This is a genomic window from Micromonospora sp. DT4, assembly GCF_049841675.1.
GTDB lineage: Bacteria > Actinomycetota > Actinomycetes > Mycobacteriales > Micromonosporaceae > Micromonospora.
Genome location: NZ_JBNCKT010000074.1, coordinates 14,302 through 28,623, shown reverse-complemented (window position 1 = coordinate 28,623; position 14,322 = coordinate 14,302). Strand labels below are relative to the sequence as shown.

The window sequence follows — 14,322 nt, the reverse complement described above, 5'->3', positions numbered from 1 at the left end:
TGTTCTGTTTTTAAACCCTTTTATCCCCAACCTTCTGCACCCCTTTTTTGGGGGTGCCCGTTTACCGATCGATCGGTAACGGGCCTCGCGCAATTCGATCGTGGCCCAGCAGCCCGTTCACTCGCCGGCGCGCAGTACCTCGCTCAGCCGGTCGCGTCGCCGCAACGCCGACTCGACAGGTACGACCAGGGCGGCCGCCGCCAGCAGCGCCACGCTCACCAGGCCGAGCAGCCACCACGGCAGGACCGCCCCCGGGTCGGCGGCCTGGCCGGTGAGTAGCCGCAGGTCGAGCGGGCCGATCGTCAGTCGTGCGAGCAGGACCCCGAGGAGCGGACCGCACACCGCGGCGACCACGACCGGCGGCAACACTTCTCCGGCGGCGACCCAGCGGGCGTCGCGTGGCCGCAGGCCGAGGGTCCGCAGCCGGGTCAGGGTCTGCCACCGCTCCGACGCGCTCGCCGCAGCGGCGAGCGCGAGGCCGAGCAGCCCCAGCGCCAGCAGCACCCCGGCGGCCGTCCACGCCAGCCGCAGTAACCCGGCGGTCAGCGGAGCGACCCGCTGCGCCCGCAGGACGTCCGCGCGCAGCACGACGTCGGCGGCCACGCCGCTGGTCGACACGGCCCGCGCCGCGCCGGGGCCGGTTGCCCAGACGGTGTTCGGAACGGCGGGCAGCCCGGCGTCGGCGAGGGCCCCGGCGTCCACGATGACGACGTCACCGACGCCGTCGACGGACGGCGCGGTACCGACCGCGGTGAGGTGGATCGCCGGGGCGTCGTCCCGGGGTAGCTGCAACCGCATGCCGGTCCGCAGGTCGCCGTTGCTCGACCGGACCAGCGCCGGGACGTCCCCGCGACCAGGACCGGGTGCCGTGAGCCGGGTCAGCGCCGGCGCGTCGGGCAGCGGAGTGGCGGCCAGCAGACGCCGGAACGCGTCGGCGTCCACGATGACCAGGTGTGGGGTGAACAGCGTCGATTCGGCGAAGACGCGCGCCGAGTCGGTCACCTGCGCGACGACGACCTGTCCCACCCCTGGTGCGGCGGCGATGCGTTCGGCGACCGCGGGCGTGGCGGCCTCGGCTTCGGCGCCGACGTCGAGGCGGGCGTCCGCGCCGACGGTGCTCCAGGCGCCGTCGGCCAGGCCCCGGCTGACGGTGGTCCCGAGGATGAGCGCGAACGACGCGAGCGCCGTGGCACTCACCAGAACCAGCAGCGGCAGCGCACGCCCGGCCGTGGTGGCCGCCCGAGCGGCACCGAACACGGCCAGTGGGCGGCGCGAGCGCAGGGCCTGTCGGAGCGCGAACCGTGCCCCGAGGGGCAGCAGTCGGAGCAGGACGAGCGCGCCGACGAGCACGCCCAGCGCGAGGGCGCTGATCGGCAGGATCCGGTCGCCGGTCAGCTCGCCGGTGTCGCTGTCGGAGACGACGGGCAGGAGACCGCCCTGGTGCAGCGTGACGAAGGCGGCGACGGCGGCGATCAGGACTGCGGCCTCCACGGCGACGCGGCGCATCTCGCCGGTGGCCCGGACCCAGCGTCGGGCGGCGGGATTGGCGGGTCGACGCCGGTCCCGGCTGGCGCGGGCGGCGGCGAGGGTGCCCAACGTCGGCGCGGCCACGGCCCCGGCCAGGACCACCGGAACGGCCCAGGTCCAGGAGACGCCCGGCGCCGCCGCGCGGGCGAGCGCGAGTCCGACGGCAGCGGCCGACAGGGACAGCGCGGTGGACTCCATGACCAGTTCCGCACCGAGGTCGGGTAGCGCCGCCCCACGCTGCCGGGCGGCGCTCAGCGCCGGGCCACGACGGCGGACCAGCAGGGCGGCGGCGAGCAGCAGGACCAGTACCGTGGCGGTCAGCACCCCGGTGAGCAGGACGGCGACCTGTGCCCAGGCGGCGCTGATCCGCCCACGGGCGTCGCGCAGGGTGGTGTCGAGCTGCGACTCCCACTTCAGGGACTCGTCACGGTTCCCCGACGAGCCGGAGGCCGCCTTGAGCTGGACCACCCGGCTGGCGAGCGTCGCGGTGGTGTCCCAGGTGAGCGCGTCGGGTTCCGGGGTGAACTGGACGGTGCGCCGCAGTTGGTCCTCGTCGACGGCGAGCCGGGCGTCCGGCAACGACTCGCGCGACAACAGGCCGGCGAACCGGATGATCCCCACGCCGTCGACTCCGGGCACGGGGCGCAGGAGCGCCGGAGCGAGTAGCCAGGCGGGGTCGGCGCTGTCCGCGGGCCGGTAGATCCCGCTGATCCGGACGTCCCTGTCACGACCTCGGCCGTCCTTGACCGGGATTCGATCGCCGGGGCCGAGGTCGAGCGCGTCGGCGTCCGCTTCGGAGAGACCGACCTGCACCGGCCAGGGCGGTCCGCTGTAGGGGGACTCGACGTACTCGCCGGGGACGGCGGGGCCGGGCGCGCTCCCGGCGATCCAGGTCACGTCCGGGCCGCCGGCGTCACCGGCCAGGTAGGTGAACTGGAAGGTACGCGGGGCGTTGCCCTCGCTGACGCTGAGGATCGGACCGCTGACGACGGCGATGGGCGACAGCAGCGCCGCGTCGAGGTCGGGCCCGAGCGCGTACGTCGCCCGTACGCGGAAATCGTCGACCTCCTCGGCGAGGCCGGCCGTCCGGACCCGCCCGCCGGTCGGGCCGTCGTCGCGTTCCCACTCGGCGTGTGCGAGGACGTTCGAGTCGTGACCGGCCCGGCGGACCGTGTCCTGGACGGCGTCGTCGGCGGCGGCGCGGAGCAGCGCCGGAACGGCCCCGGCGAGCAGCGCGACGGCCGCGATGACGGCGGCGGTGAGCAGCAGCGGTCCGGCGTCGGCCCGGCCACGGCCACGGATGCTGGGCCAGTGCGGCGCGAGCCACCGGCGGGTCAGCCACCCTTTCACGGCGCCGCCCGCAGGTGCGCGGCGTCGGCGCGGCGGACCTGGACGGTGACCACGACCGCGACCGCCAGCAGGCATCCGGCCAGCAGCACGGCGAGGAGTGCGGCCTCGGCGGCCCACGGCCAGTGTGACTGGGCGGCCGGGACGGGCGCGGCGCCGGTGTCGGAGCGGATGAGCAGGGGAGCGACGACGCGGGTGGCGAGCGCGCCGACGGCCGCGCCCGCCGCGAGCAGGGGCAGCAGAACGCCCGCGTGCTGGCCGAGCAGCACGGCCCGGATACCGCGCCGGGACATCCCCAGGCCGCGCAGCCGAGCCACCTCGACGGCGCGGACCTGTAGATCGCAGGTGACGTGCAGGACGACGCCGGCGAGCAGCAGCAGGGCCGCGGCCGGGACGATGAGCCGGAGCGCGCCCGGCAGCCCGGCCCGCAGCGGGCCGCCGGTGAGGCGGGCCGTCTCCGCCTCGCGGGTCGCGACGCTGCCCAGGTGCAGGGCGGTGGCCCGTTCGGCGGCCCCGGGACCGGCGGGGTGGCCGACCCACCAGGCGTCGACCGGGAACGTCAGATCGCCGGTGACGACGCGTGCGCGGGACAGCGTGTCCAGGTCGGCCAGGACGGCGACGGCGCCGGGGGCGGACGGTACGGTCGGCACGACCTGGGTGACGACGATCGGGACGGGCGTGATGCCGATCGTGACGCTGAGCTGGCTGCCGTTGTCGGCACCGACCTCGTCGGCGAAGCGGGCGGAGACGGCGACGGGCACCGGACCGGGATCTGGGAAGGCGCTGGCGACGAGGGTCCGGGCGGCGTCCTCGGCACCGCCGAGTTCGACGGTCGCGGCCATCCGCAGCGCGGTTCCCGTCGGCGTGGCGGACAGCGTGACGTTCGGGTCGCTCACCTTGCCCGGGACCGGTGGCGCGGACGTGGCGGTCCAGTCCGATCCGTCGGTGGTGCTCTCCGCCGAGCCAGCGGGTGGCACGGTGAGCGTGACGGCTACGGCCACGGGTTCGCCGACCGTGTCGGCGGTGACCGGCAGGGCGACCGCGACGAGGCGTAGCCCGTCGGCCGTCGCGCAGGTGGGCAGTCGAACCTCCCGGCCGTCGAGCGGTACGGCGGGACCGGTGCAGGACGTGCGGAGGCCGGTGGCGTCCTGCAAGAGCACCCGGGGCGTCACGGCGAGCGGGGTGTCACCGACCGCGGTACCGCGCAGGACGAGCGGGGCCCCGGCCGGAACGGCGATGCCGGCGACCCGGGTACGTGGTGCCAGCGTGGCGGCCACGTCCGCCCATCGCCGGTCGCTGTCCACCCGCCCGCGTAGCAGCGCGTCGGCGCGGGTGGTGTCGACGGCGACCAGGCGCGGCGCGTCGCCGGCGGTGCCGAGCCACTGACCGACGGTGGTACCACGGTCGAGGGCCGGACTCACCGCCCCCGCGGTGGCCGCGCTGACGAACGCGCCGTCTCCGGCCACCGGCGCCGTACCGAGGGTGAGTGCGAGGTCGGTGCCGACGGAGAGCGCGGCTTGGTCGCGCTGCGACTGGTGCCACGTCGTGTCGAAGGCGAGGCCGAAGGTCGCGGTCGCGCAGGCCAGCCCGACCAGCAGTCCGGCGGCGACCGCCTGGGGCCGGCGGGCGGCCTCGGCGACCGACAGCGGGAGCGCCAGCCCGCGAGCGCGGTACGCCAGCCGGTCGGCGCCGCGCAGGGCGGGCAGTACCACCCGGAGAGCCAGGGCGGCGCCTGCGGTGAGCAGCAGCGCCGGCGCGAGCACCCGCATCGCGTCGGCGCGTGGGCTGGCGGCGGCGGGCTGCGCGTACAGCTGCCACCATCCGGTGGCGGCGAATACCGCGAGCAGCAGGTCGGCGCCGGACCGGGCCAGTAGTTCGCGGCGGGTGCCCCGGTCGCCGGCTGCCGGGACGGGCCGGGTCGCCAGGACGGTGAGCACGGCGGCCAGCACCAGCGCGCCGCCGGCGACCGCGACGACCTGGGCGCCGACGATGGCCGGCCGGACCGTGAGGCCGGCGTGGTCCAGCGGTGGCAGGTGGGTCAGGCCGGCGTGCAGGGACGAGGAGGCCGGTACCGCCAGCGCGGCGGCGACGGTGGCGAGGAGCACGGCCTCGAGTGTCGCGGTGGCGGCGAGTTGGCGACGGCTGGTGCCCACTGCGGACCGCAGGGCGGTCTCGTCGGCCCGTATGCCCGCCGTCAGCCGGCCGGCGAGGACGAGTGCCGTCGCGGCCAGGAAACCGCCGAGGACGGCGATGGCGAGCACGACGGCGGCGGTGACGTGCCGTTGGTCGTCGGAGGCCCGCAGGGTCAACGGCAGGTCGGAGGCGACACGTGCGAGCGTGACACGGTCGCCGAGGGTGCCGGCCAGCCGGCGGTCGGCGTCGCGGACGTTCCCGGCCACGGTCTCCAGGTCGCGGCGGTTGGCGTGGGACAGGTCCGGATGGGCGCTGATCTCCATCCGGTCGACCGTGGCGCCGGTGGTGAGCAGGTCGGCGAGGTCCATGAGGAACGGGCCGTAGGCGTTGACCGGCTGGAGGAAGCGGCCGTCCCGGTAGCCGGTGGCGGAGCCGGCCGCGGCGAGGGGGTCGCGGTCCCAGCCGCGCCCCGGCAGCGGGCGTACGACGCCGACGACGTTCACGTCGATGGCCGGGACGGGCGGGTGGGCCAACTCGGCGCCGAGGCGCACCCGGCTACCGGGGGTGAGGCCGAGCAGTTGGGCGGTAGACTCCAGCAGCACCGCGTCGCCGGGGTGCTGCGGCCAGCGTCCGGTGACCAGCTCGGCGCGGGCCGGCAGGTCGTCCAATCCCGACAGGTACGCCTGGGCTCCGACGGTGGTGCCGGGGACGAGCGCGGGCGGCAGCGCCCGCAGCACCGTCGACGCCCGCGCGGTTGTCGTCACCGGGAACGGTGCGAGCGCGGAGGCCACCACGGTGCGGGTGTCGGCGGCGACGGTCGGCGCGTCCGGGCCCTCGACGGTGCCGGTGTAGACGGTCGCGTCGACGGCGGCGGGGGCGGCGCGGGCCATGGCGACCTCCAGCGCCCGCTCGGCGGTGCGGGTGACCAGGAGGGTGCAGGTGCCGAGCAGGGTTGCGCCGATCGTGACGACCCCGAGGAGGGCTGCCAGCAGTGGCCACTGCGCGCGGGCACGCCGGCTGACCAGCCTCAGCATCGTCGCGTCACCCGGCGTCCGGCACGGGCTCGTACGGCTGCCCGGCCGCCTGGTCGTCGAGGTGCCCGTCCTGGATGCGGATGACCCGGTCGGCCAGGGCCATCATCACCGCGTCATGGGTCGACACCAGTACGGTGACGCCTTCGGATTCCGCGACCCCACGTAGCAGGGCCATCACCGATAGGCCCGTCTCGGCGTCGAGTTGCCCGGTGGGCTCGTCGGCGAGCAGTAGCCGGGGCGAGGCGGCCAGCGCGCGGGCGATCGCCACCCGCTGCTGTTGGCCGCCGGACAGCTCGGCTGGGCGCTGCTGGGCGTGGTCGGCCAGGCCGACCAGTTCCAGCAGCAACGCGACCCGCCGCTCGCGCTCGGCCGGGGCGACGCGGGCCAGCCGCAGCGGCGCGGCGACGTTCTCGGTGGCCGACAGCACCGGGATCAGCCCGAAGCTCTGGAAGACGTACGACACCTTCTCGCGCCGCAGCCGGGACAGGCCGTCCTCGTCGAGCATGGTGACGTCGGTGCCCTCGATGTGCACGCTGCCGGCGTCCGGGCGGTCCAGGCCGCCGATGACGTTGAGCAGGGTGGTCTTGCCCGAGCCGGACCGGCCGACGAGCGCCACCATGGAACCGGCGGCCACGTCGAACGACACGCCGCGTAGGGCGTGGACGACGGTCGGCCCGGCGCGGAAGCGTCGGTGCACGTCGCGTACGCGCAGCAGCGGTTCGGCGCTCATTCGCCGCTTCGCGAGTCGGAGCGGATCGTGATGTGGTCGGGTTCCAGGGCCAGCCGGACCCGTCGTGTCAGCGCCAGCGCCTGGCGGAACTCGCGGGGTACCTGAACGCGTCCGGCCCGGTCCATCACGGCGTACTCCTCGGCGATCATGTGCGTGTCGCCCTCTGCGTCGGTGGTGGTGCGGCGCAGCACCTCGCTGCTGGTGCGACCGTCCCGGATCGCGACGGTCCGTTCGACCTGGCTGCTGACCTCCGGGTCGTGGGTCACCACGACGACGGTGACGCCGTACCGCCGGTTGACGTCCCGCAGTACGCCGAAGACCTCTGCGGAGGTGGCGGCGTCCAACTCGCCGGTCGGTTCGTCGGCGAGCAGGACCCGCGGTTGGTTGGCCAGCGCCACCGCGATGGCGACCCGCATCTGCTGCCCGCCGGAGAGTTGCCCGGGGCGCCGCTCGGCGCAGTCGGCGACACCGAGGCTGTCCAGCAGTTCGGCCGCGCGCTCCCGGCGCTCCTTCTTCGCAACACGGGCCGCCGTCATCGGCAGGTCCACCATCTCCCGTGCGGTCAGGTAGGGGATCAGGTTGCTCGCCGTCTGCTGCCGTACGAACCCGACGGTGTGCCGCCGGTAGTCGACCCGGTCCGCGCGGGACATCGACAGCAGATTCCACTTCGCGACCCGGACCTGGCCTGCGGTGGGGGCGTCGATGCCGGCCAGGATGGAGAGCAGCGTCGACTTGCCCGACCCGGAGGCGCCGACGACGGCGACCAGCTCACCGCTCTCCACGGCCAGGTCCAGTCCCTGCAGGGCCTGCACCTCGATCGAACCGGTCTGGTAGATCCGCACCAGGTTCTCGCAGACGATGAGCGCGTCCCGGCCGAACTCGGGTGCCCGCGCGGACGGCTGCGGCAGGGACAGCGGTGTCGTGGACATTGCCAGCAGTTTCGCAATCGGCGGCGTGGTTGGCCATGCCCCGGGCGGCTTTTCTGCGCCGTTTCCGGGAGCACGCCCCGGACGGCGTCGACGCCGTTGTCGACGCCGCGCTGATCGGCGACGCGCTGTTGCCCGCGGCTCGACGGCGGCGCTGTGGCCCTGCTGTACGGCAGTCCAGACCAGGCGCGGGTCGACGAGCGAGGCATCCGGATCGTGGCCCCGTTCGTGCACGACTACGACGGGCGCCCCGACAAGCTCGGTCTGCTGCTGCGGCGGCGGCCGCTGCTGGGACGGGCCGGCCTCCTCGAATGAGGACGCCGGCCCGCGCCGCGGGCCGTCACAGCGGCGGGGCGATGTCCCGCCGCTCCTCGACCCGGCGGTACTCGACCGGCTGTTCGGTGGTGGTCACGACCGCGGTACGGCGACGCTGGAAGATCAACGCCGTCATGATCAGACCGAGTACGCCGGCGCCCATCAGGATCCAGCCGACCACGTCGAGGTTGATGCCGCCGACGCTCGCGTCAAGGGCGAAGGTGAGAATCGCGCCGAGCGCGATCAGGAAGATGCTGGTGCCGATACCCACGACAGCCTCCTTAGGGGGTGTGGTGCGCTGTCGAGGTTCATCAGTACCCCGCCGTCGAGCAGCGCAATCGCTGTCGCCCGAGGGTGCCGCATCCGCCGATCTTGGCATCGGGTAGAGTCTGCTCCGTCGCCGGCGGTAGTCGGGGACATGCGGACGTAGCGCAGCTGGTAGCGCATCACCTTGCCAAGGTGAGGGTCGCGGGTTCGAATCCCGTCGTCCGCTCGCGATCCGTCTCGACGGGCCTGGTTGCCGGGTCGAGCGGGCACCACGGGCGATTGGCGCAGTGGGAGCGCGCTTCCTTGACACGGAAGAGGTCACTGGTTCAAACCCAGTATCGCCCACCAGTTCGTTGACGGCTCGTCACCGGTTCTGCGGTGACGAGCCATTTCACGTCGGCGTGCCCGGGGGCTCTCGACGCCGGGCCGACCGTCGAGAATCCGGTGGCGGGGTGGACCAACCGTTGCGAGACTCGGTTCCGTGCCCGAGCCGGACCGCTTCCGAGCCGCCGTACACCTCTGGGCGGCCGGCGGTCCCGATGCCGCGACGGCCGCCGACGCGGCCCGGGAGTCGGCGGCCGGCCTGCGTGCCGTCGTCCTCGTCGAAGGGGTCAGCGACCAGCGCGCGGTGGAGGCACTCGCGGAACGACGGCACCGTGATCTCGCCGGTGAGGGTGTCTGCGTGGTGCCGCTCGCCGACTGACGATTACCGCGTCAGCGGCCCACGCATCGGATGGTCCACTACCTCGTCGGGCCGGCCGGCCCGAGGCGACCGCCAGGCGTTTCAGCGTTCCCGGACCACTGCGACCGGGCAGCCGGCGTGCTGGATCACCTGCTGGCTGACCGAGCCGAGCAGCATCCCGGCCAGTCCACCCCGACCCCGGCTGCCGACCACCACCAACTGGGCCGACCGGCTGGCCTCGATCAGCGTCGCCGCCGGACTGCCTCCGACGAGGTCCACCGTGAGGTCCAGCTCGGGGAACGTCCGCCGCCAGGGCTCCACCGCCTCCTCGACGGCGGCCCGCTCGTCGGGCGTACCGGCCGCCCCACCCGGGCCCGGCGTCCAGGCGTGCAGCACGCGCAGCGGTACCCGTCGCTGGGTCGCCCGTTCGGCCGCGAAACCGAGTGCCACCAGCGACGGCTCGGAACCGTCCACACCGACCGTCACGGGGTCGGTCGGGCCGTGGGCCGCGCCGTCGCGCACCACGACGACGGGGCAGTGCGCGTGTGCGGCGACCGCCACCGCCGTCGACCCGGCCAGCAGTCCGCCGAACCCGCCGTGGCCCCGGCTGCCGAGCACCAGCATCCCCGCGTCGGCGGAGCGTTCCTGCAACACCAGCGCGGGCGGCCCGTCGTACACCTCGCCGGTGACCGCCAGTCCGGGATGCGCGGCGGCGGCGTCCGCGGCGGCCTTGCGGACCAGGTCGTCCGCCTGACGGCGGGCGGTGTCGTCCGGCCAGATGCCGGGCGCCACGCCCGGGCCGACCCAACTGGCCACGGTCAGCCATTCGAAGATGTACGCCAGCCGCACCGGCTGGCCGCTGCGCTCGGCCTCGTCCAGCGCCCAGTTCAGGGCCACCGACGCGTCGGTCGAGCCGTCGTAGCCGACCAGGATCTCCGCGTCCCGCACGTCGTCCTCCTTCAGGGGTTGGTCGGGTCGGTCTCGCGGATCCACCGCCACTCGGCGACCTGCGGGTCGTCCTCGCCGTACCGGCGCGTGTAGTCGCGGGCCGCCTGCCGGGCGTCGACCATGTGCTGGCGCAGGTGCGCGACGCGCGCGCCCAGCCCGGGCACCCGGTCGATGACGTCGATGACCAGGTGGAACCGGTCCAGGTCGTTGAGCATCACCATGTCGAACGGGGTGGTGGTGGTGCCCTCCTCCTTGTAGCCGCGCACGTGCAGGTTGTCGTGGTTGGAGCGGCGGTAGGTCAGGCGGTGGATCAGCCACGGATAACCGTGGTAGGCGAAGATGATCGGTCGGTCCGCGGTGAAGATGGTGTCGAACTCGCTGTCCGGCAGGCCGTGCGGGTGTTCGGTGTCCGGTTGCAGGCGCATGAGGTCGACGACGTTGACCAGCCGTACCTTCAGCTCCGGCAGGTGGCGGCGCAGCAGGTCCGCCGCGGCCAGCGTCTCCAGGGTGGGCACGTCGCCGCTGCAGGCGAGGACGACGTCCGGCTCGCTGTCGTCGTCGGTGCTGGCCCACTCCCAGATGCCGAGGCCACGACGGGTGTGCTGGATCGCCTCGTCGACGGTGAGCCAGTTCGGCGCGGGCTGCTTCCCGGCTACCACCACGTTGATGTAGTGCCGACTGCGCAGGCAGTGGTCCATGGTGGCCAGCAGGGTGTTGGCGTCCGGCGGCAGGTAGACCCGCACCACCTCGGCCTTCTTGTTGACCACGTGGTCGATGAAGCCCGGGTCCTGGTGGGAGAAGCCGTTGTGGTCCTGACGCCAGACGTGGCTGGACAGCAGGTAGTTCAGCGAGGCGATCGGCTGCCGCCAGGGGATGGCCCGGGTCACCTTCAGCCACTTGGCGTGCTGGTTGAGCATCGAGTCGACGATGTGGATGAACGCCTCGTAGCTCGTGAACACGCCGTGCCGGCCGGTCAGCAGGTAACCCTCCAGCCAGCCCTGGCACAGGTGCTCGGACAGCACCTCCATGACCCGGCCGTCCGGAGAGAGGTGGTCGTCGCCGGGGACCGTGGCGGCCATCCAGACCCGGTCGGTCGCCTCGAAGGCGGCGCCCAACCGGTTGGACGCGATCTCGTCCGGGCCGAACAGCCGGAACGTCTGCGGGTTGGCGGCGATCACGTCGCGGATCCACGGCCCGAGCACCCCGGTCGCGCCGGCCATCGGCTGGCCCGGCTCGGGGACGTCGACGCCGTAGTCGCGGAAGTCGGGCAGGGCCAGGTCGCGCAGGACGACTCCGCCGTTGGTGACCGGGTTGGCGCTCATCCGCCGGTCGCCGTGCGGCGGCAGCGTCCGCAGCTCGTCGACCGGGGCGCCGGTGGCGTCGAAGAGCTCCTCCGGCCGGTAGCTGTGCAGCCAGCGCTCCAGCTCGGCCAGGTGCGCCGGGTTGTCGCGTACGCCCGACAGTGGCACCTGGTGCGCGTGGTAGGTGCCCTCCACCTCGGTGCCGTCGACCTCGCGTGGTCCCGTCCAGCCCTTCGGCGTGCGGAGCACGATCATCGGCCAGCGGGGACGCTCGACGACGCCGCCGGAGCGGGCCTGGCGCTGGATCGCGGCGATCTCGTCCAACACCCGGTCCATGGTGGCCGCGAGGGCGCGGTGCACCACGCTCGGGTCGTCGCCGGCCACCACGTACGGCTCGTAACCCGAACCCCGCATGAGGTCGAGCAGGTCCGCCTCGGGTATCCGGGACAGCACGGTCGGGTTGGCGATCTTGTAGCCGTTGAGGTGCAGGATGGGCAGCACCGCGCCGTCGCGTGCCGGGTTGAGGAAGACGTTGGAGAGCCAACTGCCGGCCAGCGGGCCGGTCTCCGCCTCACCGTCGCCCACCACGCAGGCGACCACGAGATCCGGGTGGTCGAACGCGGCGCCGTAGGCGTGGCTGAGGGCGTACCCCAGTTCGCCGCCCTCGTGGATCGAACCCGGCACGTCGGCCGCGACGTGGCTGGGGATGCCGCCGGGGAACGAGAACTGCCGGAACAGCCGGGCCATCCCGGCCTCGTCGCGTGCGACGTCGTGGTAGCGCTCCGACCAGGTGCCCTCCAGCCACGTGTTGGCCACGATGGCCGGGCCGCCGTGCCCGGGACCGGTGACCAGCATGGCGTTCAGGTCACGGGCGACGATCACCCGGTTGAGGTGGGCGTAGATCAGGTTGAGCCCGGGGCTGGTGCCCCAGTGCCCGAGCAGCCGGGGTTTGATGTCGTCGGGGGTCAGCGGCTCGCGCAGCAGCGGGTTGCCCAGCAGGTAGATCTGCCCGACGGTGAGGTAGTTCGCGGCGCGCCAGTAGGCGTCCAGCCGGCGCAGCTCGTCGTCGGTGAGTGCGCGCTGCACGTCTTCACCGTTGTCCATGATGCTGCCTCTCGCGGGTAGGGGGTGGGTGTCCGGCGTCCAGCCTCGCGGCTGCGGGCGCGGCCGGTCAGGGTCGTTGGTCCCTCCTCGGGTGGGCGTCGGGCCCGGTGAGCGGCACCTCGGCCAGGCCGCGTACGACGATCACCGGGGCGGGGGAGTGGTAGAGCAGGGACTGGGCGACCGCGCCGAGCATGGCGCGTCCCGGTTCGTCGCCGCGGGCGGCGACCAGCGCCACCTGGGCCGACCGTGAGGTGTCGATGAGCACCTGCGCGGGGTCGCCGCCCACGACCCGGCACTCGATGGGCACCCCGGTGTGCTGGTTGGCGTGGCGGGCCAGTGCCTCGTCGAGCTGTTCGGCGACCGCGTCGGTGTCCTCGTCGCTCTCCACCACCCGCAGGGCCACGAGGCGCGCGTCGCGTCGGGAGGCGCACTCCACCGCCCACCGCAGGGCGAGGTGGGAGCTGGGTGAGCCGTCCACCCCGGCCAGGACCGGGCCCTGCGGCGGCGGTTCGCGGCGGACCACCAGCAGCGGGCAGTTGGCCCGCGCGGCCAACTGCACGGCGGGCGTCTCGGCCGGGACGCACTGACCACTGCCGGCCATTCCGCTGTCGCCGACCGCCAGTAGGAAGGCCGTCTCGGACCGGCGGATGAGGGTGGGCAGCATGGCGCTCTCGACGATCTCGGCGCGTACGGTCAGCCCCGGTTCGACCTGGTGGGCGAGCTGGGCCGCACGGGTGATCAGACTCTCCGCCGCGTCGCGGGGCGCGGCGACGGTGTCCGCCGCGAAGGCGGCTTGCCAGTCGAAGGCGTGCACCAGGTGCAGGGGCCGACCGTGCCCGGCGGCCTCCTGGGCGGCCTGCTCGACGACCGGGAGGTCCCCGTCCGAGCCGAGGCCGACCAGCACCTCCGCGTCGGCCGATGCCACCATCCGATACCACCTCCCGGGCGTCGCGCCCGGCACGACCGCGCTGTTCCTTCACTGAGGGTAGTCGGGTGGTTGCGGTGGCGGGCCGGATCGGCCCGCGCCGCCGAAGGTCCAACCCGCATGGGGTGCGCGGACCCGAGGCGCACTGTCAACGAATGTTGACGGCGCTGGTGTTGTCAACGTATGTTGACGACATGAGTCAGGCGACAGAGCTCGCGGCGGCAGCCGGCAGCACCGACCCCCGGGTCGGGCTGCGCGCCGTCCGCGCGCTGCGCCGGCTGCTCGAGCGACTCGAGGTGGTCCAGGTGGACAACGCCCGTCGACAGGGCTGGTCCTGGCAGGAGATCGCCGACGCGCTCGAGGTCAGCCGGCAGGCGGTGCACAAGAAGCACGCTGGGCGACCAGCGGTCAACCAATCCTGGGAGGCGTGATGTTCGAACGGTTCACCGACCGGGCGCGAGGAGTGGTCCGGCGGGCGCTGGAGGAGGCCCGGGCCGAGGGCCGGCGGCCGATCGGCACCGAACACCTGCTGCTCGCCCTGCTCACCGACGAGGACGGCCTCGCCGGCCGCGTGCTGGCCGACGCCGGGGTGCGCGCCGACGACCTGCGCGAGCGGGTCCGCCGGCACACCACCGGCGGGGGCGCCGGGCTCGGCGACGCGGACGCGGCGGCGCTGCGGGAGATCGGCATCGACCTGGCCGCGATCGTGGCCCGCATCGAGCAGTCCTTCGGCCCCGACGCGCTGCGCGAGGCGGTACCGGCACCCCGCCGCCGCTGGGGGCGTCGCCGCTACCTGGGCGGGCCCTTCTCGCCCCGGTCGAAGAAGGCCCTGGAGCTGTCACTACGCGAGGCGCTGCGGCTGCGCCACAAGCACATCGGCACCGAGCACATCCTGCTCGGGGTGCTACGCGAGGGTCAGGGGCTGGGCGCGCTGGTGCTCACCGAGGCCGGGGTCGACCTCGACGATCTGCGCCGTCGGGTGGAGGCGGCACTCCGAACGGCGGCGTGACGGTCGCGTACGCGTTGAAACCTGTCTGTGGCACTTCCGACGCCGCGCGGTCACCGGGTCGCTGACGGCGGCCC

At 74.1% G+C, this 14,322-nt stretch carries 12 protein-coding genes and 2 tRNA genes; 6 read left to right on the top strand and 8 right to left on the bottom strand.

Annotated elements, in window-relative coordinates; all coding sequences use genetic code 11:
• Nucleotides 1-117: 117 nt before the first annotated feature.
• The 4 genes from ACLQ24_RS20100 to ACLQ24_RS20085 are packed head-to-tail and all read right to left on the bottom strand — an operon-like array spanning nucleotide 118 to nucleotide 7,700.
• On the bottom strand, nucleotides 118-2,877 hold the full coding sequence (locus tag ACLQ24_RS20100) for an FtsX-like permease family protein (RefSeq protein ID WP_425893250.1): 2,760 nt from the start codon (nucleotides 2,875-2,877) through the stop codon (nucleotides 118-120).
• Nucleotides 2,874-6,041 carry a permease gene (locus ACLQ24_RS20095; RefSeq protein WP_425893249.1) on the bottom strand — a complete coding sequence of 1,056 codons (3,168 nt, stop codon included), beginning with the start codon at nucleotides 6,039-6,041 and terminating at the stop codon, nucleotides 2,874-2,876. Before ACLQ24_RS20095 ends, ACLQ24_RS20100 begins: the two co-directional genes overlap by 4 nt.
• A 7-nt stretch (nucleotides 6,042-6,048) precedes the next feature.
• Nucleotides 6,049-6,771, bottom strand: a complete 723-nt coding sequence (locus ACLQ24_RS20090; RefSeq protein ID WP_425893248.1) for an ABC transporter ATP-binding protein — start codon at nucleotides 6,769-6,771, stop codon at nucleotides 6,049-6,051.
• Nucleotides 6,768-7,700 carry an ABC transporter ATP-binding protein gene (locus ACLQ24_RS20085; RefSeq protein ID WP_425893247.1) on the bottom strand — a complete coding sequence of 311 codons (933 nt, stop codon included), beginning with the start codon at nucleotides 7,698-7,700 and terminating at the stop codon, nucleotides 6,768-6,770. The genes ACLQ24_RS20090 and ACLQ24_RS20085 overlap by 4 nt, the downstream gene beginning before the upstream one ends.
• A 153-nt stretch (nucleotides 7,701-7,853) precedes the next feature.
• Here ACLQ24_RS20085 and ACLQ24_RS20080 point away from each other — a divergent pair, with 153 nt between their 5' ends.
• Complete coding sequence (locus ACLQ24_RS20080) at nucleotides 7,854-8,012, top strand: hypothetical protein (protein ID WP_425893246.1); 159 nt, start codon at nucleotides 7,854-7,856, stop codon at nucleotides 8,010-8,012.
• Nucleotides 8,013-8,037: 25 nt separating this feature from the next.
• On the opposite strand, the gene ACLQ24_RS20075 is transcribed toward ACLQ24_RS20080, so the two are convergent.
• Nucleotides 8,038-8,283 (bottom strand): DUF6458 family protein, encoded by a 246-nt coding sequence (locus ACLQ24_RS20075; protein ID WP_355233844.1) that lies wholly within the window; start codon nucleotides 8,281-8,283, stop codon nucleotides 8,038-8,040.
• Between the two features lie 149 nt (nucleotides 8,284-8,432).
• Here ACLQ24_RS20075 and ACLQ24_RS20070 point away from each other — a divergent pair.
• The 3 genes from ACLQ24_RS20070 (at nucleotide 8,433) to ACLQ24_RS20060 (ending at nucleotide 8,982) form a co-directional block, all read left to right on the top strand.
• Nucleotides 8,433-8,505, top strand: a tRNA-Gly gene (locus ACLQ24_RS20070).
• Between the two features lie 47 nt (nucleotides 8,506-8,552).
• A tRNA-Val gene (locus ACLQ24_RS20065) sits at nucleotides 8,553-8,627 on the top strand.
• Between the two features lie 133 nt (nucleotides 8,628-8,760).
• A complete protein-coding gene (locus ACLQ24_RS20060) occupies nucleotides 8,761-8,982 on the top strand; it encodes a TOPRIM nucleotidyl transferase/hydrolase domain-containing protein (RefSeq protein WP_425893245.1) in 222 nt (73 codons plus the stop codon).
• A gap of 81 nt (nucleotides 8,983-9,063) precedes the next feature.
• On the opposite strand, the gene ACLQ24_RS20055 is transcribed toward ACLQ24_RS20060, so the two are convergent.
• The 3 genes from ACLQ24_RS20055 to ACLQ24_RS20045 all read right to left on the bottom strand — a co-directional run bounded on the left by ACLQ24_RS20055 (nucleotide 9,064) and on the right by ACLQ24_RS20045 (nucleotide 13,242).
• On the bottom strand, nucleotides 9,064-9,909 hold the full coding sequence (locus ACLQ24_RS20055; RefSeq protein WP_425893244.1) for a universal stress protein: 846 nt from the start codon (nucleotides 9,907-9,909) through the stop codon (nucleotides 9,064-9,066).
• A gap of 11 nt (nucleotides 9,910-9,920) precedes the next feature.
• Nucleotides 9,921-12,314: a phosphoketolase family protein gene (locus ACLQ24_RS20050; protein ID WP_425893243.1), complete on the bottom strand. Its 2,394-nt coding sequence runs from the start codon at nucleotides 12,312-12,314 to the stop codon at nucleotides 9,921-9,923.
• Nucleotides 12,315-12,381: 67 nt separating this feature from the next.
• Complete coding sequence (locus tag ACLQ24_RS20045; protein ID WP_425893242.1) at nucleotides 12,382-13,242, bottom strand: universal stress protein; 861 nt, start codon at nucleotides 13,240-13,242, stop codon at nucleotides 12,382-12,384.
• A gap of 191 nt (nucleotides 13,243-13,433) precedes the next feature.
• Between ACLQ24_RS20045 and ACLQ24_RS20040 the strand changes: the two genes are divergently transcribed.
• Both ACLQ24_RS20040 and ACLQ24_RS20035 read left to right on the top strand, forming a co-directional pair.
• Nucleotides 13,434-13,670, top strand: a complete 237-nt coding sequence (locus ACLQ24_RS20040; RefSeq protein ID WP_074318164.1) for an HTH domain-containing protein — start codon at nucleotides 13,434-13,436, stop codon at nucleotides 13,668-13,670.
• Nucleotides 13,670-14,248, top strand: coding sequence for a Clp protease N-terminal domain-containing protein (locus ACLQ24_RS20035; RefSeq protein ID WP_425893241.1), 579 nt, complete (start codon nucleotides 13,670-13,672; stop codon nucleotides 14,246-14,248). Before ACLQ24_RS20040 ends, ACLQ24_RS20035 begins: the two co-directional genes overlap by 1 nt.
• Nucleotides 14,249-14,322 lie beyond the last annotated feature (74 nt).